The organism is Kocuria sp. NBRC 114282 (genome assembly GCF_030268385.1).
In the GTDB taxonomy this organism is placed as follows: domain Bacteria; phylum Actinomycetota; class Actinomycetes; order Actinomycetales; family Micrococcaceae; genus Kocuria; species Kocuria palustris.
The window spans coordinates 96,334-115,369 of the sequence record NZ_BSQO01000003.1; the positions used below are offsets into that span (position 1 = coordinate 96,334).

15 protein-coding genes and 2 pseudogenes are annotated in these 19,036 nt (G+C 71.0%); 16 read left to right on the top strand and 1 reads right to left on the bottom strand.

Annotated features, from left to right (window positions below; translation table 11 throughout):
- Positions 1–13 precede the first annotated feature (13 nt).
- Both glpK and rpsD read left to right on the top strand, forming a co-directional pair.
- Positions 14–1,747, top strand: coding sequence for a glycerol kinase GlpK (gene glpK, locus QSJ40_RS06650; RefSeq protein WP_285729713.1), 1,734 nt, complete (start codon positions 14–16; stop codon positions 1,745–1,747).
- Positions 1,748–2,034: 287 nt separating this feature from the next.
- Positions 2,035–2,670 (top strand): 30S ribosomal protein S4, encoded by a 636-nt coding sequence (rpsD, locus tag QSJ40_RS06655; protein WP_006213290.1) that lies wholly within the window; start codon positions 2,035–2,037, stop codon positions 2,668–2,670.
- Positions 2,671–2,808: 138 nt separating this feature from the next.
- Here rpsD and QSJ40_RS06660 read toward each other — a convergent pair whose 3' ends face one another.
- Positions 2,809–4,611 (bottom strand): S8 family peptidase, encoded by a 1,803-nt coding sequence (locus tag QSJ40_RS06660; RefSeq protein ID WP_285729717.1) that lies wholly within the window; start codon positions 4,609–4,611, stop codon positions 2,809–2,811.
- Positions 4,612–4,913: 302 nt separating this feature from the next.
- Here QSJ40_RS06660 and QSJ40_RS06665 point away from each other — a divergent pair.
- From QSJ40_RS06665 to QSJ40_RS06730, 14 genes and pseudogenes are all read left to right on the top strand, one after another.
- Positions 4,914–5,252, top strand: a pseudogene (locus QSJ40_RS06665) (DUF948 domain-containing protein); the annotation flags it as partial.
- 383 nt (positions 5,253–5,635) lie between these two features.
- Positions 5,636–6,049, top strand: coding sequence for a hypothetical protein (locus QSJ40_RS06670; protein ID WP_153005635.1), 414 nt, complete (start codon positions 5,636–5,638; stop codon positions 6,047–6,049).
- Between the two features lie 74 nt (positions 6,050–6,123).
- Positions 6,124–8,811 (top strand): alanine--tRNA ligase, encoded by a 2,688-nt coding sequence (alaS, locus tag QSJ40_RS06675; RefSeq protein WP_285729720.1) that lies wholly within the window; start codon positions 6,124–6,126, stop codon positions 8,809–8,811.
- 10 nt (positions 8,812–8,821) lie between these two features.
- Positions 8,822–9,421, top strand: coding sequence for a Holliday junction resolvase RuvX (ruvX, locus tag QSJ40_RS06680; protein WP_285729722.1), 600 nt, complete (start codon positions 8,822–8,824; stop codon positions 9,419–9,421).
- Positions 9,418–10,602: an endolytic transglycosylase MltG gene (gene mltG / locus QSJ40_RS06685; RefSeq protein ID WP_285729724.1), complete on the top strand. Its 1,185-nt coding sequence runs from the start codon at positions 9,418–9,420 to the stop codon at positions 10,600–10,602. The genes ruvX and mltG overlap by 4 nt, the downstream gene beginning before the upstream one ends.
- Positions 10,599–11,489 carry a shikimate dehydrogenase gene (locus QSJ40_RS06690; RefSeq protein ID WP_006213283.1) on the top strand — a complete coding sequence of 297 codons (891 nt, stop codon included), beginning with the start codon at positions 10,599–10,601 and terminating at the stop codon, positions 11,487–11,489. The genes mltG and QSJ40_RS06690 overlap by 4 nt, the downstream gene beginning before the upstream one ends.
- Before the next feature lie 99 nt (positions 11,490–11,588).
- Entirely contained in the window at positions 11,589–12,836 is a 1,248-nt protein-coding gene (aroC, locus tag QSJ40_RS06695) for a chorismate synthase (protein WP_285729726.1), read from the top strand.
- A complete protein-coding gene (locus tag QSJ40_RS06700; protein ID WP_285729728.1) occupies positions 12,833–13,420 on the top strand; it encodes a shikimate kinase in 588 nt (195 codons plus the stop codon). The genes aroC and QSJ40_RS06700 overlap by 4 nt, the downstream gene beginning before the upstream one ends.
- Before the next feature lie 75 nt (positions 13,421–13,495).
- A complete protein-coding gene (aroB, locus tag QSJ40_RS06705; RefSeq protein WP_285729730.1) occupies positions 13,496–14,581 on the top strand; it encodes a 3-dehydroquinate synthase in 1,086 nt (361 codons plus the stop codon).
- 112 nt (positions 14,582–14,693) lie between these two features.
- Positions 14,694–15,257 carry an elongation factor P gene (efp, locus tag QSJ40_RS06710; RefSeq protein ID WP_006213279.1) on the top strand — a complete coding sequence of 188 codons (564 nt, stop codon included), beginning with the start codon at positions 14,694–14,696 and terminating at the stop codon, positions 15,255–15,257.
- Positions 15,254–15,661 (top strand): annotated as a pseudogene (gene nusB, locus QSJ40_RS06715) (transcription antitermination factor NusB); the annotation flags it as partial. The gene efp and the pseudogene nusB, both read left to right, overlap by 4 nt.
- Before the next feature lie 379 nt (positions 15,662–16,040).
- Positions 16,041–16,667: a bifunctional pyr operon transcriptional regulator/uracil phosphoribosyltransferase PyrR gene (gene pyrR, locus QSJ40_RS06720; RefSeq protein WP_285729733.1), complete on the top strand. Its 627-nt coding sequence runs from the start codon at positions 16,041–16,043 to the stop codon at positions 16,665–16,667.
- Positions 16,664–17,665, top strand: coding sequence for an aspartate carbamoyltransferase catalytic subunit (locus QSJ40_RS06725; protein WP_053447325.1), 1,002 nt, complete (start codon positions 16,664–16,666; stop codon positions 17,663–17,665). The genes pyrR and QSJ40_RS06725 overlap by 4 nt, the downstream gene beginning before the upstream one ends.
- Entirely contained in the window at positions 17,662–19,032 is a 1,371-nt protein-coding gene (locus QSJ40_RS06730) for a dihydroorotase (RefSeq protein WP_285729736.1), read from the top strand. The genes QSJ40_RS06725 and QSJ40_RS06730 overlap by 4 nt, the downstream gene beginning before the upstream one ends.
- Positions 19,033–19,036: the final 4 nt, after the last annotated feature.

The following is a 19,036-nucleotide window of genomic DNA, read 5'->3' on the forward strand; positions in this document are numbered from 1 at the left end:
CCAGGAGACGACGATGTCCCAGAGCAGCAAGAAGGCAGAAGCCGAGACCAAGGACGAGCGCAGGCGCCGCAGCGGCTCGGCCAAGAAGGCGGGCAAGGGCACCAGCCCCAAGCCGAAGAGGGCGGCATCGTCGGCCTCCGCGAAATCCTCGGCGAAGGGGAAGGCCTCGTCGGCCACGGCCTCCGCCACGAAGGCGTCGTCGAAGGGGTCTTCCAGCAAGGGGCAGGATCCGGAGAAGACCCACGTCATCTCGATCGACCAGGGCACCACGAGCACACGGGCGGTCGTCTACGACCAGAAGGGCCGGGCCGTCTCCTCGGCCCAGCTGGAGCACAAGCAGATCTTCCCGCGCGCCGGGTGGGTCGAGCACGATGCCAAGGAGATCTGGCGCAACGTCCGCAAGGTCGTCGGCGATGCCCTGGCCGATGCCGACATCTCCTCCGACCAGATCGCCGGTGTGGGCATCACCAACCAGCGCGAGACCACGGTGGTGTGGGAGAAGGAGACCGGCAAGCCGATCCACAACGCGATCGTCTGGCAGGACACCCGCACGCAGAAGGCCGTGGACGATCTGGCCGACAAGCACGGCGAGGAGCTGTTCCGGGAGCGCACCGGCCTGCCCCTGGCCAGCTACTTCGCCGGGCCCAAGATGGCCTGGATCCTCGATGAGGTGAAGGGCGCCCGCAAGCGCGCCGAGAAGGGCGAGCTGCTCGCGGGCACGATCGACTCGTGGCTCGTGTGGAACATGACCGGCGGCAAACCGGATTCGGTGCACATCACCGATGTCACGAACGCCTCGCGCACGCTGCTGATGAACATCGACACCCTCGACTGGAACGAGGACCTCTGCAAGAAGGTCGGCGTGCCGGTGAAGATGCTCCCGGAGATCCGCTCCTCGCTCGAGGTCTACGGCGAGGTCCGTCGCCGGGGCCTGCTGCACGGCGTGCCGATCGCGGGCATCCTGGGGGACCAGCAGGCGGCCACGTTCGGGCAGGCCGTGTTCGAGCCCGGGATGATCAAGAACACCTACGGCACGGGCAACTTCGTGCTCATGAACACCGGCACGGAGCTCACGCGCTCGGACAACGGGCTGATCACCACGGTGGCCTACCAGATGGAGGACCAGAAGCCCGTCTACGCCCTCGAGGGCTCGATCGCGGTGACCGGCTCGCTCGTGCAGTGGCTGCGCGACAACCTGGGCCTGATCTCTTCGGCCTCCGAGACCGAGAAGCTGGCCGCGGACGTCGAGGACAACGGCGGGGCGTACATCGTGCCGGCGTTCTCGGGCCTGTTCGCCCCGCATTGGCGCCCGGACGCCCGCGGCGTGATCGTGGGCCTGACCCGCTACGTGGACAAGCGCCACATCGCCCGGGCCGCTCTGGAAGCGGCGGCCTTCCAGTCGCGCGACGTGGTGCTCACCATGGACACCGACGCCGACGCTGCGCCGAAGGAGATCCGCGTGGACGGCGGCATGAGCGCCAACGACCTGCTGATGCAGTTCCAGGCCGACCTGCTGAACACCACAGTGATCCGGCCCAAGAACATCGAGACCACCGCGCTGGGCGCTGCCTACGCGGCCGGCATCACCGTCGGGTTCTGGGACGGCATCGACGACGTCGCCGCCGCCTGGGAGGAGGACAAGCGCTGGGAGCCCACCATGGAGAAGAAGGAGCGCGAGCGCCTGGCCCGCAACTGGGACAAGGCCGTGGAGCGCACCCTGGGCTGGATGGACGACGACGTCCTGTGATCTCCAGCTCCTCCTGACCTGCCGGCTCGGGCGTCCCCGTTCGGGGGCGCCCGAGCTGGTAAGGTGGCTCGTCGGCCGGCAAGGCCCTGCCTCGCGCACCTCGGACGTGTCCCAACCGCACGGACCCGGGAGCTCGAGCAGGTGACCTGCAGCGTGAGGGGATTGCGGCTGATCCCCAGCTCTCCGCACGGAAAGATGCCGTGACGGAGGCCGTGCCGAACAGAATGCCCTGCGGATCGCAGCACTGCTGTGCCGGATCCGCAGCGCCCGCATGAAAGGGGACCATCGTGTCCAACAACGCCAATCGCGCGCGCCGCCAGGTGCGCAAGTCGCGTGCCCTCGGCATCGCTCTGACGCCGAAGGCCGAGAAGTACTTCGAGCGCCGTCCGTACGGTCCGGGCGAGCACGGCCGTGCCCGTCGCAAGCAGGATTCGGACTACAAGGTCCGCCTGCTCGAGAAGCAGCGTCTGCGCGCGCAGTACAACATCCGCGAGAAGCAGATGCACCGCGCCTACGTCGAGGCCAAGCGTCGCGAGGGCCGTACGGGTACGAACCTGCTGACCCTGCTCGAGTCCCGTCTCGATGCCCTGGTCCTGCGTGCCGGCTTCGCCCGCACCATGGCCCAGGCCCGTCAGCTCGTCGTGCACCGCCACATCATGGTCGACGGCCAGCGAGTCGATCGCCCGTCGTTCATGGTCAAGCCCGGCCAGATGATCCACGTGCACTCGCGCTCGGAGAAGATGGCTCCGTTCCAGGTCGCCGCCACCGGCGCGCACCAGGATGTCCTCCCGGACACCCCGGCCTACCTGGACGTCGCGATCGACAAGCTGCAGGCGACCTTCACCCGCCTGCCGGAGCGCTCGGAGATCCCCGTGACCTGCGAAGAGCAGCTCGTGGTCGAGTACTACGCCCGCATGGCCTGATCCAGGCCTGCACCCGGTCGGCCGCTCTTGCGGCCGACCGGTCGGCGGAAGGGCCCGCACCGTCCTCGGACGGTGCGGGCCCTTCGTCATGTCCGTCCCGGTCAGCCGCGCAGCGGCTCACCGGGACGGAGGCGATCTTCAGTGCTTGTGCGGCGTGCGGCTCACGGCGCTGGCGGCATTGACGATCCCGGAGCCGTAGAACCCGTTGAACTCCGCGGTGCCCTCGCACGGCGCCGTGTAGGAGGCATCGCGCCCGGGATAGGAGACCACCGGGGCGTCACAGGCCTTCTCGTGGGCGGAGAGCTCGAGCAGCTTCTCGGTGCGGTGCGGCTGCAGCTTCACCCCGCCGAGCTGGCGATCGGGCTGGCCCTGGGAGCCGATGATCAGCGCAGCGACTCCGGTGGCGTGCGGGGCGGCCATGGAGGTGCCCTGCATGTGCTCGTAGTAAGCGCACTGTCCGGCGGCGTCGCACTCGCTGACGATGAACGGGTCCGTGGACTCGCCCTTCTCATCCAGCACGCCCATCTCCCGGACCACGACGGCCGGGACGGCCGCCAGGATCATGTTCCCGGGCTGGCGCCCGCGCGGGGTGCCGTCGTAGTCGCGGAAGTACCCGCCCGGGGCGGCGACCGTGGTCTGCTCGGTGCCGTAGTTGGAGTAGTCCGCCTTGATCCCCGACGGCCCCACGGCGGAGACGCTCAGCACGCCGTCGCCCTCGGTCGGGATGTCCAGGCAGGAGTTGTCGATCGTGCGCTCACGGGCCTGGCCCTCGGGGAAGTCCGGGCTCGAGTCGTCCACCTGCGGGTTGCCCAGGTCCATGTGGGAGTTGCCCATGGCGGCGATCAGCGTCACCCCGTGGGTCTTCGCGTAGCGCAGCGCCCGGTTGGTGGCCTCGATCGTGAGCTGCTGCTGCGCCTGCTCCTCGGGGCTGTCGGCCGGGTTGGCCGTGCAGTTGAAGGCCCAGGGATCGATGTAGTAGCTCATGTTGACCACGTCCACGCCCGCGGTGGGGGCATAGGTCAGGGCCTCGAGCGTCGGCTCCAGGAAGAAGTAGCCGCTGTCCTGGCCCACGCGCAGGTTCACGATCTCTGCGCCCGGGGCCACGCCCTCGATGCCCAGCCCGTTGACGGGGGAGGCGATCGTGGAGGCCACGTGGGTGCCGTGACCGCCCTCGTCCACGGTGCTGCCGTCCTCGCAGGAGCCGTCGGGATCCTCGGCGCAGGCGCCGTCGATCTCCGGGATGTCGGTGGTGAAGTTGCGGGAGAGGCCCGTGTTGAGGTTGGGGGCGATGTCCGGGTGCGTGCCGTCCACTCCGGTGTCCATGACGCCGACCCGCACGCCCTTGCCGGTCTGGGTGCGGTGGGCCTGGTCGGCATCGATCATGTCGAGGTTCCACTGCCGGCTGCGCAGGGGGTCATCGGCGGTCGTGGGCTCGGGGCGCTTCTTCGCCTGCCCCGGCGGCACCCGTCGGTTCTTGGGGTCGGCCTTCACCGCCGGGCGGTCGGCACGGGCGCGCTCGACCTCGTCCGTGTCCTTGCGCCGGTGCTGCGCCTGGGCATCCGGGGTGTAGCCGATGACGTGATCGTCCATGGTGCCGGCGATGGCGGCGGAGGATTCCAGGCGCTCGTCCAGATCTGAGGGGCCGTTGACGGTGAACAGGCCGATCGCGTCATTGTGCTCGGCGACCTCGCCGCCGGCCGCTTCGATCGCTGCGACGGCCTGAGCGGCGCTGACGCCCTCTGCGGCGAGCACGAGCTGGCGCTGCTCGCCCGTCTCGGCGGCGGGTGCGGCGTAGGCGGGCAGCAGCCCGCCGGAGGACGTCAGGGCCATGGCCGAGGTGGCGATGAGTGCCGCGACGGCGCGGGAGCGACGGCGGCTGCGGACGGGCGTCGGCGTCTGGGCGCCGCCGCGCGGCGCGCGGGAGGGTGTGGTGCGGTGCATGGATTCCCCTTGATCCGAGAGCTGAACACCGGTTCTCCGGTGTGGTGCAGCTCACAGTACACACTTGTATGCGCTGGTCACGGAGGGGGCGGCGCGTCATCGGACGGAAGGGTGCTGGGGCGTGTCTTCAGCGGACGCCACGAAGTCCTCATCACAGCTGGCCGCGACGATCGTGACCTTTTGGTTACAGTTGGACCCGCACTGCACGCCCTGCCGCCGACTTCCGTCCGTCGTCGGGACGTGCGGCCCAGGGCAGGTTCTCCCGATCTCTGCCGTCGCCGAGCAAGGAGCACTCCAATCACATGACCGGAGGAGACATCGCCGGGCTCATCGCCGCCGGCGTGTTCGCAGTGCTCGTCGCTCTGCTGGCGGTCCCGATCGTCAAGCTGGGCCGCGTCTTCGATGAGCTGCGGATCCTGATCCGCGACCTCAACGACGAGACCGAGCCGCTGCTCGAGGAGGTCACGCGCACGGTCGCCACGACCAACTCGCAGCTCGAGAAGGTCGATGTCATCACCGACAGCGTCTCGGACGCCTCGGCCAGTATGTCGGCCATGACCTCCCTGGTGGCCTCGACCGTGGGCCAGCCCATCATCAAGACGGCCGCGTTCTCCTCCGGGGTGCGCCGGGCCTTCAGCGGCGATGCCGTGCGGGCCCGTCGTGAGGAGCGCCGCAGGGCCCGCGAGGCCGAGCATGCCGCCCGCCCGGGTGCCGCCGAGGACCTCGATCGCACCGAGACGGCACCGACCGATCACGCCGGCTCCTTCCCGCGCGACGAGCAGTCCGTGCCGAGACGCACGGCCCCCGCTCATGGGATGCCCGTGAGCGAGCAGGGCGGCGCCTGGTGGGAGGGCACGGAGTGGGATACGGATTCGCCCTCCGACAGCCCCGAGACGGGCGCCTCATCCGCGCAGCGGCCTCAGGGTGAGAGCATGTCCGGGGAGTCCGTCGAGCGCAGCTCAGCACGGCGCGATCCCGACCAGGCCGACCAGCCCGAGCGCCGAGACGCGGAAGGACCCCACGCATGAGCGCATTGACCAGGCTCGCCGTTCTGGCGGCCGGCGCCGCCGTGGGCGCAGGCGCCGGTCGGGCCGTCGGCAGCGACCGCGGTCGTCGGGCGCTCGCCCAGGCTGTCGAGCGCGGGCGCGGCGCCGTCGAGCCGGCGGATCAGGGCCTCGAGGTGCCCGTGCGGGAGAACCGGCTGGGCACACGCGTGCTGCGCGTAGTCCAGGACATCCGCGCGGGCATGGACCAGGCCGAGACCGAGCTGCGGGATCAGCTCGGCGGCTCCGGTGCAGGAAGCCGCCGCGAGGCTGCGGCGGAGCGGCTGAGCGGGCGCGCTGCAGCTGAGCTCCAGCCCGGGCCCCGGGCAGACGAGCAGACGATCATCGAGCACGACGACCACGCGACTGTCGAGAGCTCCCGCGGCGGGTCCTGATCCGCGACGCACGGATCGGCTCCTGCCGATTCCCCCCACAGACCGACACGATTCCAGAGGACCAAGAGGACGACATGCTGACCCACGAGATCACCGAGCGCTGGCTGAGCTTCTTCGAGAAGAAGGGACACACGGTCGTGCCGTCGGCGTCCCTGGTCTCGACCGCGCCCGGTTCGATGTTCACCATCGCGGGCATGGTCCCCTTCATCCCGTACTTCCTGGGCCAGGAGCAGGCGCCGTACGACCGCGCGACCTCCGTCCAGAAGTGCATCCGCACGCTCGACATCGACGAGGTGGGCAAGACCGCCCGCCACGGCACGTTCTTCCAGATGGCGGGCAACTTCTCCTTCGGCGACTACTTCAAGGAGAAGGCCATCCCGTTCGCCTGGGAGCTGCTGACCAGCTCCGTGGAGGACGGCGGCTTCGGGCTGGATCCCGAGCGGCTGTGGATCACGATCTACGAGCACGACGAGGAGTCCTACGCGCTGTGGCGCGAGACCGTGGGCGTGCCGGATGAGCGCATCCAGCGCATGCCCAAGGAGGAGAACTTCTGGGACACCGGCCAGCCGGGCCCGGCCGGTCCCGACTCCGAGATCTTCTACGACCGCGGCCCCCGCTACGGCAAGGAGGGCGGCCCCGCCGCGGATGACGACCGCTACATCGAGATCTGGAACCTCGTGTTCATGCAGTACCAGCGCGGCGAGGGCAGCGGCAAGGACTACGAGATCCTGGGGGAACTGCCCAAGAAGAACATCGACACCGGCATGGGCGTCGAGCGCATGGCCATGCTGCTGCAGGGCGTGGAGAACTTCTACGAGACCGACCAGGTCCGTCCCGTCCTGGACGCCGCCGAGAAGCTCTCCGGCCGCAAGTACCGCGGCTCCGAGAACCCCGGGGACGAGGGCTACGAGGACGACGTCCGCATGCGCGTGGTCGCCGATCACGTGCGCTCCTCGCTGATGCTCATCGGCGACGGCGTGGTGCCCGGCAACGAGGGCCGCGGCTACATCCTGCGCCGCCTGCTGCGCCGCGCGATCCGCGCCATGCGCCTGCTGGGCGTGACCGAGCCCTGCCTGCCGACTCTGCTGCCGGCCTCCTCCGAGGTCATGGGCAAGGTCTACTCGGTGGTCAAGGACGACTTCGAGCGCATCTCCCGGATCGCCTACGCCGAGGAGAAGGCGTTCCTGAAGACGATCGAGTCCGGCACGGCTCGCCTGGACCAGGCGGTCTCCGCGGCCAAGGCCCAGGGCGGGTCGGTCGGCGGTGCCGATGTCTTCGCCCTGCACGACACCTACGGCTTCCCGATCGACCTGACCCTCGAGATGGCCGCCGAGGCCGGTGTCGCGGTCGACGAGACGGCCTTCCGCTCCCTGATGGAGGAGCAGCGCCAGCGCGCCCGCGCGGATGCCAAGGCCAAGAAGGGCGGCTTCGAGGACCTCTCGGTGCTGCGCGCCCTGCAGGAGCAGCGCGGCTCGATCTTCACCGGCTACGACGAGTTCTCCACCGCGACCACGATCCGCGCCCTGCTCGTGGACGGGCAGACGGCTCCGGCCGCCTCCGAGGGCCAGGAGGTCGAGGTCGTGCTCGAGACGACCCCGTTCTACGCCGAGTCCGGCGGCCAGGCCGCAGATACGGGCACGATCTCCGGCGACGGCTTCGTGATCCGGGTCGCGGACGTCCAGCAGCCCGTCAAGGGCCTGTCGGTCCACCGCGGCAAGGTCGTCTCCGGCGAGGTCGCCGTGGGCTCCGAGGTCACGGCCGCGATCGACGTCCGCCGCCGCCGCGACGGCGAGATGGCGCACTCGGCCACGCACATCGTCCACGCGGCGCTGCACGAGGTGCTCAGCCCCGAGGCTGTCCAGCGCGGCTCCTTCAACAAGGAGGGCTACCTGCGCTTCGACTTCAGCTGGGGCGAGGGCCTGACCACGGCGCAGAAGCAGGAGGTCGAGGGCCTGGCCAACGCCGTGATCCACGACGACCACGAGGTCTTCACCCGTGAGATGCCGCTTGATGAGGCCCGCGCCCTGGGCGCCATGAGCCTGTTCGGCGAGAAGTACGGCGACGTCGTGCGCGTGGTCGAGATGAACGGCGAGTGGTCGCGCGAGCTGTGCGGCGGCACGCACGTCGATGACACCGCGCAGATCGGCTCGCTGTCGCTGATCTCGGAGGGCTCCGTGGGCTCGGGCAACCGGCGCGTGGAGGCCCTGGTGGGCCTGAACTCGTTCAACCACCTGGCCGCCGAGCGCACGCTCGTCAGCCAGCTGACCGACATGCTCAAGGTGCAGTCCTCGCAGGAGCTGCCCGAGCGCCTCCAGTCGACCCTGGACAAGCTCAAGGAGACGGAGCGCCAGCTCGGCGAGCTGCGCCGCGAGAAGCTGCAGGCCCAGGCGGGCTCGCTGCTGGATCAGGCACAGCAGATCGGCTCGCTGACGGTGCTGGCCCACGACATGGGCGAGGTCTCCGGAGCGGACGACCTGCGCGCACTGGCCCTGGACCTGCGCGGGCGCCTGAATGATCGTGCCGCCGTCGTGGCCGTGACCGGTGCCTCCAACGGGCGTCCGCTCGTGCTCGTGGCCACCACCGAGGCCGCCCGCGCGGCCGGAGCCAAGGCCGGGGCGCTCGTGCGCACCGCCGCAGGCGTGCTCGGCGGCGGCGGAGGCGGCAAGGACGACCTCGCCCAGGGCGGCGGCCAGGACCCCGCCCGCACCGGGGCTGCGCTCGAGGCCATCCAGGCCGAGCTGCGCACCGGAGCAGGGGCCTGAGGCCTTGGCCATGTCCTCCGAACAGCTCAGCGCGCAGGCGCCGACGGCCATCCGGCCGGGTCGGCGCCTGGGCGTCGACGTCGGCACCGTGCGCGTGGGCGTGGCCCTGTCCGACCCCGACAGCATCCTGGCCACCCCGCTGACCACGCTCGAGCGGGACCGCCGCAAGGGCTTCGACATCAAGCTCGCGGCCAACCTGGTCCACGAGCACGAGGTTGTCGAGGTCGTCGTCGGGCTGCCGCTGGCCATGTCCGGCGGGCACACCGACTCCACGCGCGCGGCGATCGCCTGGGCCCAGGGGCTGCAGCGGCGCCTGGCGGCCAAGGGCTGGTCGGTGCCCGTGCGCATGCTCGACGAGCGCTGGAGCTCCGCCGAATCCCATCGCGCCCTGCTCCAAGCGGGCGTGTCCCGACGCGAGCATCGGGACAAGGTGGACCGCCAGGCGGCGGTCACCATCCTCGAGGCCGCACTGTCCATGATCCATCGTTCCGGCGGGCTGGCCGGAGTGGAGGTTTCCCCCGCTGACGGAGCCGACGCCGGCTCCGGAGCACACCAGACCACGGTCGCCTCCGCGGAGACGACCGCCCATCCGGAGGGAGACCTGTCGTGAGCGACCAGGACCCGCGCACTGACGCGCACACCGAGGACTCGGCCGGCACCAGCGGGGGGCCGCGGCGCGAATCGCGCGAGATCGCGGGGGCCTTCGAGGCCGAGAACCGATCGCCGGAAGAGCTGCGTCGGCTGACCCAGAAGCACAACATGTCGCTGCTGGGGGCCATCGCGCTGTTCACCGTGGCCGTGGTGCTCACCGTGACCGTGCTGGGCTCCACCTTCGGGTGGTTCGAGCGCCACGACTACCGCGGCGAGGGCCAGGACCCTGTGACCTTCACCGTCCAGGAGGGCGCGACCGTCGATCAGATCGCGGTCACTCTGGAGGAGGAGGACATCGTCGCCGACGGCGAGCGCTTCGTGGAGGTCTTCAACGAGGGCCATGCGGGCGACTTCGTGCAGCCGGGGGAGTACGAGCTCAATCGCCAGATGAGCTCGGAGGCCGCCGTCTCGAGGCTGATGCAGGAGGAGGAGGCGACCGACTACGCCGCCGTCCCGCGCACGGTCCGCATGGACGAGACGTTCCAGATCCTCTCCGAGTCCACCGGGCACTCGGTGCAGGACTTCGAGGACGCTGCCGAGGATCCCACGCAGTACGGCATCTCGGACGAGTTCCCCACGATCGAGGGCTACCTGCACCCGGGCGAGTACCGCTTCCCGCTGGATGCCACCCCGGAGGAGATCCTCCAGGAGATGGTCGACTCCACGAACAGCGCGCTCGAGGACGCAGGCGTGGCCGAGGAGGACGAGTTCGAGATCCTCACCGTGGCTTCGATCGTCGAGTTCGAGGGCGTGCCGGACATCTACGACGACGTCGCGGGAGCGATCTACAACCGCCTGGACAACCCGGACGCCGGAACCGGCGGGCTCATCCAGTCGGACGCCTCGGTGGCCTACGGCCTGGGCGAGACGACCGTCCACATCTCCGAGGAGGAGAAGGAGGACAAGTCGAACGAGTACAACACGTACGCCAACCCGGGCCTGCCCGTGGGCCCGATCGGCTCGCCGAGCACCGAGGCCATCGACGCGGCGGCCAACCCGGCGGAGAACGACTACTACTACTGGGTCACGGTCAACCTCGACACCGGTGAGACGAAGTTCGCCTCCACGCTCGAGGAGCACGCGGAGAACGTCGACGAGTACCAGCAGTGGTGCTCCGAGAACGAGGACAAGTGCCAGTGAGCACTGCCCACGCGGGGGTGGCCGGCCATCCGATCGGCCACTCCCTGTCGCCTCGGCTGCACGAGGCCGCCTACCGGGTGCTGGGGGAGGCGATCGACTATCGGGCCTACGACCTCGAGGAGGGCGAGCTCACCGGGCAGATCGCGCTGCTGCGCCAGGATCCGGCCTGGCAGGGGATGTCGGTGACCATGCCCCTGAAGTCGGAGGCCGCCGAGCTGGCCGACGAGCTGAGCGATCAGGCGGCGGCCGTCGGCACGGTCAACACGCTGCGCCCGCGCTCCGACGGCTCCCTGCTGGGGCACAACTCAGACGTCGCCGGGATCGCTGCGTCGCTGCGGGCGGCCGGCGCGGTTCCGGAGGGTGCGCGGGCCTCGGTGCTCGGCGGCGGCGGGACGGCCACGGCGGCCCTGGCCGCCCTGCAGCAGCTGGGTGCCGAGGAGATCGAGCTGTGGGTCCGCTCGCCACAGCGCGCCGGGCGCGCGGTCGAGGCCGCTGAGCGCCTCGGGCTGCCGCTGCGGATCCGGGACTGGGACGCCGCGGCGGAGCATCTGGCCGGATCGGATCTGGTGGTCTCGACCCTGCCGCCGCACGGCGCCGATGACCTGGCCGCGCAGCTGGCCTCGGTGCCCGGGCGCAGCACCGGTGGAACCCTGCTGGATGCCGCCTACGACCCCTGGCCCTCGGCGCTGGCGCGGGCATGGCAGCGGGCAGGGGGCACGGTGGTCCCCGGGCTGGATATGCTCGTGCTGCAGGCACTGGATCAGATCCGGCTGTTCACCGGTCGCTCGATCGACCAGACCCTGCCCCAGGAGCACGCGGTGATCCGCGCCCTGTGCACCGCCGCCGGGCGGCCCGAGCTGGCCGAGGCGGTCCTGCGCAGCTCCTGAGCCCCTTCGGGGCACGGGCTGCGCTCGGCACGAACGCCGAGGAATCACCCACATGCTCCCGCGACCGCGCGAGGAGCCCAGGACGAAGAGAGGCTGAACATGCTGCGCTGGCTGAGTGCTGGTGAGTCCCACGGAGAAGCCCTCGTGGGCATCATCGAGGGCGTTCCCGCCGGGGTCAGCCTGACCTCGGCCGACATCCAGGCCGCGCTGGCCCGACGCCGCCTCGGCTACGGCCGCGGCGCGCGCATGAAGTTCGAGCAGGACCGCGTGCGGCTGCTGGGCGGCGTGCGACACGGCCTGACCCAGGGCGGTCCGGTGGCGATCGAGATCGCCAACACCGAGTGGCCCAAGTGGGAGACGGTCATGTCCGCCGATCCCGTGGACCCTGCGCTGCTCGAGGGCCGCGCCCGCAATGCCGCGCTCACCCGCCCGCGTCCCGGTCACGCCGACTTCACCGGCATGCAGAAGTACGGCCACGACGAGGCCCGTCCGGTGCTCGAGCGCGCCTCTGCCCGGGAGACCGCCACGCGCGTGGCCCTGGGCGCCGTGGCCGCTGCGATCCTCGAGGCCCTGGGCGTCGGCCTGGTCTCGCACACGACCGCTGTGGGCGGCGTCGAATCCCCGATCGAGGCGGCGCGCCCGGTGCCCGGCGACGTCGAGGCCCTGGACGCCGATCCGCTGCGCTGCCACGACGCCGAGACCTCGGCGAAGATGGTCGAAGCCGTCGACGCCGCGCACAAGGACGGCGAGACCCTCGGCGGCGTCGTCGAGGTCCTGGCCTACGGACTGGCTCCGGGCCTGGGCTCCTACGTGCACTGGGACCGCCGCCTGGACTCGCGCCTGGCCGGTGCGCTGATGGGCATCCAGGCGATCAAGGGCGTGGAGGTCGGCGACGGCTTCCTCACTGCCGCGCGTCCCGGCACGCAGGCCCACGACGAGATCATGATCGGCGATGACGGCCGCGTGCACCGCGTCTCCAACCGCGCGGGCGGCATCGAGGGCGGCATGTCCATCGGAGACGTCCTGCGCGTGCGGGCTGCCATGAAGCCCATCGCGACCGTCCCCAAGGCGCTGCGCACCGTGGACATCGCCACGCGCGATGCTTCCCGGGCCCACCACCAGCGCTCGGACGTCTGCGCCGTGCCGGCCGCCGGCGTGGTGGCCGAGGCCATGGTCGCGCTCGTGCTCGCGGAGGCCGCGCTCGAGAAGTTCGGCGGCGACTCGATCGCCGAGACCGTGCGCAACAAGGACGCCTACCTGGCCGCGATCCCGGAGGCGCTGCGCTCGAGCGGCGAGCTCGGCGCGTTCGAGGGCACGGAGGGGCCTGCGCCGGAGCGCAACGCGTGAGCCGAGGTCGTCGTCCCGCGGCCCCGGATCCGCAGGCGGATCTGGGGCCCTCCCAGGGCCCGATCGTGCTGATCGGGCCCATGGCTGCGGGCAAATCGCACCTGGCCAAGTACATGGCCCGGCGCTACGGCTACGGCTACGCCGACTCGGACTCGCTGATCGTGCAGCGCCACGGGCAGATCCCGCAGCTGTTCGAGGCCCGGGGCGAGGACGAGTTCCGCAGGATCGAGGCGGAGACCATCGCCGAGCTGCTGGAGGACGAGTCGCTGGCCGACTCGATCCTCTCGCTGGGCGGCGGCGCTCCCATGACGGCCTCGGTCGAGGCCCTGCTGCAGCACCAGATGGTCGCCTACCTGGAGATCGACGAGCGCTCCGTGCGCCGCCGGCTGCGTCGGGCGGGCAACCGCCCCATGCTCAAGGGAGACCCCGTGCAGCGCTGGCGCGATCTGATGGCGCAGCGCCGGGACACCTACGAGGCCCTGGCGGACATCCGCCTGGACGCCAGCGGCAACCGCCCGATCTCCAGGATCGCCGAGGACCTGCACGAGGAGATCCAGGCCCTGCGCCGCCAGGCCGCCGGCTGAGACCATCGAGACAGACCACCGCACGAACCGCTCGTGACGCGCCTCGTCGCGCGGAGCGCACAGCGAAGGAGAGCCATGACCACCACACGCATCCCCGTGACCGGTTCGCGCCCCGAGGACGAGTACGAGGTCCTCGTGGGCAGAGGCCTGATGGGCCACCTGGCCGAGATCCTGGGCAGCCGAGTCCAGAAGGTGCTCGTCATCCACCCGCAGGCCCTCGAGGCCAACGGCCAGGTGGTCGTCGAGCAGCTGCAGGGGGAGGGCTACCAGGCCTTCCAGGCCGTGATCCCGGATGCCGAGGAGGGCAAGCGCCTGGAGGTCGCGGGCTTCTGCTGGCAGGCTCTGGGCCAGGCCGATTTCACCCGCACCGACGCCATCGTCTCGGTCGGGGGCGGAGCGGTGAGCGATCTGGCCGGCTTCGTGGCCGCGACCTGGCTGCGCGGCATCCGCGTGGTGCACGTGCCCACGACCTTCCTGGGCATGGTCGATGCCGCGGTGGGCGGCAAGACCGGGATCAACACCTCCGAGGGCAAGAACCTCGTGGGCTCGTTCCATCCGCCGGCCGGCGTGCTGTGCGACCTCGACGTGCTGTCCACCCTGCCGCGCAACGAGCTGCTCACGGGCATGGCCGAGACGGTCAAGTGCGGGTTCATCGCCGATGAGCGGATCCTCGAGCTGATCGAGCAGCAGCTGGAGGAGGCCACCGACCCGGCCTCACCCGTGCTGCGCGAGCTCGTGGAGCGCACCATCCGGGTCAAGGCGGGCGTCGTCTCCGGGGACCTGCGGGAGGAGGGTGAGCGCGAGATGCTCAACTACGGCCACACCCTGGGGCATGCGATCGAGCAGAACGAGCGCTACCAGTGGCGCCACGGCGCCGCCGTCTCGGTCGGCATGATGTTCGCCGCTGAGCTGGGCCGCACCAACGGCACGCTCTCGGACGAGGTCGTGGAGCGCCACCGCAGCATCCTGGAGTCCCTGGGGCTGCCGGTCGCCTACCGCTTCGACCAGTGGCCCAAGCTGCTGGAGGTCATGAAGCGGGACAAGAAGACCCGCGGCGGCCTGCTGCGCTTCGTGGTGCTGGACGGCATCGCCCGTCCCCGCATCATGGAGGTGCCCGACCCGTCGATCCTCTACGCGGTGTACCAGGAGGTCGCGGTCTGAGGCCCCCGACAGTCGCCGCCCCCGGGATCGCGGCGGCGCCCGCCTTGCTAGAGTGTCCTGCGATCCGCACCCGTCCGCGCTTTTCGGACGCCCCGGCGACGAGAGAGAGAGCATGGCCACCTCGAACGACATCAAGAACGGCACCGTCCTGAAGATCGACGGCAATCTCTGGAGCGTCATCGAGTTCCAGCACGTCAAGCCGGGCAAGGGCGGCGCCTTCGTGCGCACCAAGATGCGCAACATCACCTCCGGCAAGGTCGTCGACAAGACCTTCAACGCCGGCGCCAAGGTCGAGACCGCCACGGTCGACCGCTCCGAGTACCAGTACCTGTACAAGGACGGCGAGGACTTCGTCTTCATGGACAACGACACCTTCGACCAGGTGACCATCCCGGCCGCCGTGGTGGGAGATGCCGAGAACTTCATGCTCGAGGCCTCCAACGCCACCATCGCGTTCAACGAGGGCACCCCCCTGTACATCGAGCTGCCCCCGTCGGTCGTGCTCGAGATCACCGAGTCGGCCCCGGGTCTGCAGGGCGACCGCTCGACCGGCGGCACCAAGCCCGCCACCGTCGAGACCGGCTACCAGATCCAGGTCCCGCTGTTCGTCGAGGAGGGCACGCGCGTCAAGGTCGACACCCGCACGGGCGACTACCTCGGCCGCGTCTCCGAATGAGCGCACGCGGAAGGGCCCGCACCAGGGCTGTCGAGGTCCTCTTCGAGGCCGAGCAGCGCGACGAGCCCGCGCTCGAGGTCATGAGCCGGCGCCGCGCCCACGACGACAAGCAGCTCGGCGCCTACACGGAGGAGATCATCCGCGGGGTGCTGCTGCGCCGCCAGGAGATCGACGAGGCCGTGCAGACCTGGTCTCGCGGCTGGACGCTGGAGCGGATGCCCGCCGTGGACCGCACGCTGCTGCGCGTGGGGGCCTGGGAGCTGCTCTACAACGACGACGTCCCGGACGCCGTCGCCGTGGCCGAGGCCGTGGGGCTGGCCCGCGAGCTGTCGACCGACGACTCCCCGAACTTCGTCAACGGCCTGCTCGGGCGCCTGCAGAAGATCAAGCCCACTCTGCTGGCCGCCCAGCAGGCGGATCCCGAGGCAGCGGACCAGCCCACGGTGGCGCAGGTCCTGGCCGAGTCCGCCGAGCAGGAGCAGGGTGTGGCCCTGCCCGATTTCGACGAGGCCGAGCTGGAGGGCGCGCAGGTCCTGGCGCCCGGCTCCGACGAGCAGCAGGAAGGCTCCGCAAGGCGCACCGACGCCTCCTGAGGCCGGCTCCAGGCCGACATGCACACGCGCGCACCGGTGCCCCGCACCGGTGCGCGCGCATGTCCGGGCCCCTGGCCGATGGCCGCACGAGCGGCAGAGCCCGTCCGGGGGACAGGGTCCCCGGTGCTAGGGTTGCCGTCGGTACAGCACCCTTTAAGTCCGTCCGGAGAGGCGGGGAAGGAGGCGCACCGTGGCAGAGGAGAACCTCCGCGAGACGGCGACGCACAGCTCGGGCCGCGAGCAGGACGGCGGCGCGTCGAGCGCACGGCGGATCCTGGCTCCGGCCGACATCGACAGGGCGCTGACGCGCATCGCCCACGAGATCCTGGAGTCCAACCGGGGCGCTGAGAGCCTCGTGCTCATGGGCATCCCGCGCCGCGGCTATCCGCTGGCGCAGCGACTGGCGGCCAAGCTCGCCCAGTTCGAGGACTTCGATCCGCAGACCTCCCTCGGCCAGCTCGACGTCACCATGTACCGCGACGACCTGCGCACCTCCGGCTCGCGCGTCCCCTGGCCCACCCGCCTGCCCGAGGCCGGCATCGACGGCCGCACCGTGGTCCTGGTGGACGACGTCCTCTACTCCGGTCGCACCATCCGTGCGGCCCTGGACGCCCTCACGGAGCTGGGACGCCCCGAGATCGTGCGGCTGGCCGTGCTGGTCGACCGCGGCCACCGCCAGCTGCCGATCCGCGCCGACTTCGTCGGCAAGAACCTCCCCACCTCCTCCCAGGAGCGGGTCCGCGTGCGGCTGTCCGAGATCGACGGAAGCGCCGAGGCGAGCGCGCAGGAGACCGACCAGGTGGTGATCGAGGGATGAAGCACCTGCTGAGCACGCGGGAGATGACCCGCGCCGAGGCCCTGCAGATCCTCGACACCGCCGAGCGGATGGGGGAGCTGGGGCAGCAGTCCGTGCGCAAGCTGCCGGCCCTGCGCGGCCGCACCGTCGTGAACCTGTTCTTCGAGGACTCCACGCGCACCCGCATCTCCTTCGAGACCGCCGCCAAGCGCCTGTCGGCCGACGTCTTGAACTTCTCGCCCAAGGGCTCCTCGGTCTCCAAGGGTGAGTCCCTCAAGGACACCGCCCAGACCCTGATGGCCATGAACGCCGACGCCGTGGTGATCCGCCACGGCGCCTCGGGCGCCCCGCAGCAGCTGGCGACCTCCGGGTGGATCGACGCCGCCGTGCTCAACGCCGGAGACGGCAAGCACGAGCACCCCACCCAGGCACTGCTCGATGCCATGACCCTGCGCCAGCACCGCGCCCGCCTGGCCGGGGTGGACCCCACGGGCACCGACCTCGCCGGCATGCACGTGGTGATCGTGGGCGATGTCCTGCACTCGCGCGTAGTCCGCTCCAACATGTGGCTGCTGTCCACGCTCGGCGCCCGGGTGACCCTGGTGGCCCCGCCCACGCTGGTGCCCGTGGGCGTGCAGCACTGGCCGGTCGAGGTGCGCTTCGACCTGGACGAGGCCCTGGCCGAGGGCCCGGATGCCGTGATGATGCTGCGCGTGCAGCGCGAGCGCATGCACGCGGCGTTCTTCCCGTCCGAGGCCGAGTACGCCCGGACCTGGGGCCTGACCCACGAGCGCCTGCAGCTGCTGGATGCCGCCGGGCTGGAGACGGCGATCATGCACCCCGGCCCCATGAACCGCGGCCTGGAGATCTCCTCCGAGGCCGCCGACTCGCCGCGCTCGACCGTGCTGCGCCAGGTCGCCAACGGCGTCTCCGTGCGCATGGCCTGCCTGTACCTGCTGCTGACCGGCGCGGACGAGACCGCCGGCGCCGATCCCTTCAGCCCTGAGGAGACCCGATGAGCCCCGCCAACGAACCGTCCGCGACAGGCGCGCAGCGCTGGCTGATCCGCGGCGCGAGCCTGCTGGGCGAGCGCACGGCCGACCTGCTCGTGACCGGCGGCCGCATCGAACGCATCGGCGAGGGTCTCGAGGACTCCGATGCGCGGGTGATCGAGGCCCAGGGCCTGATCGCGCTGCCCGGACTGGTCGACATCCACACCCACCTGCGCGAGCCCGGACGCGAGGACGCCGAGACCGTGGAGACCGGCACGCGCGCAGCCGCCCGCGGCGGCTTCACCGCAGTCTTCGCCATGGCCAACTCCGACCCGGTGGCCGACACCGCCGGCGTGGTCGAGCAGGTCTGGGGCCTGGGCCGCGATGCCGGCTGGGCGCAGGTCCAGCCCATCGGCGCCGTGACCGTCGGACTGGCCGGCGAGCAGCTCTCCGAGATCGGCGCCATGGCCGAGTCGCGGGCCGCCGTGCGCGTCTTCTCGGATGACGGCAAGTGCGTCCACGACCCGCTGCTGATGCGCCGGGCTCTCGAGTACGTCAAGACCTTCGACGGCGTCGTCGCCCAGCACGCGCAGGACCCGCGCCTGACCGAGGGCGCCCAGATGAACGAGGGCTCCGTCTCGGCGGACCTCGGCCTGGGCGGCTGGCCGGCGGTCGCCGAGGAGGCGATCATCGCCCGCGACGTCCTGCTCGCGCAGCACGTGGGCTCGCGCCTGCACATCTGCCACCTGTCCACCAAGGGATCGGTCGAGCTCGTGCGCTGGGCCAAGGAGCGCGGGATCGACGTCACGGCCGAGGTCACCCCGCACCACCTGCTGCTCACCGACGAGCTCGTGCGCACCTTCGACCCCGTCTACAAGGTCAACCCGCCGCTGCGCACCGAGGAGGACGTCCAGGCCGTGCGCCAGGCGGTCGCCGACGGCACGATCGACGTCATCGGCACCGATCACGCACCGCACCCGCGCCAGGACAAGGAGTGCGAGTGGTCCGGTGCGGCCCACGGCATGACCGGGCTGGAGACCGCGCTGTCGATCGCTCAGCACACCCTCGTGGACACCGGCCTGCTCACCTGGGCGGACGTGGCCCGGGTGCTCTCCGAGACCCCGGCGCGCATCGGCGGACTGGGGGAGCAAGGCCGACCGCTGGCCGAGGGGGAGCCCGCCAACATCGTGCTCTTCGACCCGGCCGCCGAGACCGTCGTGGATCCCGAGGCCCACGCCAGCAAGGGGCGCAACAACCCCTACCGCGGCCTGACCCTGCCCGGTTCGGTCCGCGCGACCCTGCTGCGCGGGCACCCCGTCGTGCTCGACGGCGAGCTCTCCAGCCCCCATCCCGACGCCGCCCGCAGCGTCGGCGGCCCGTACCAGGGGCGGTGAGCGG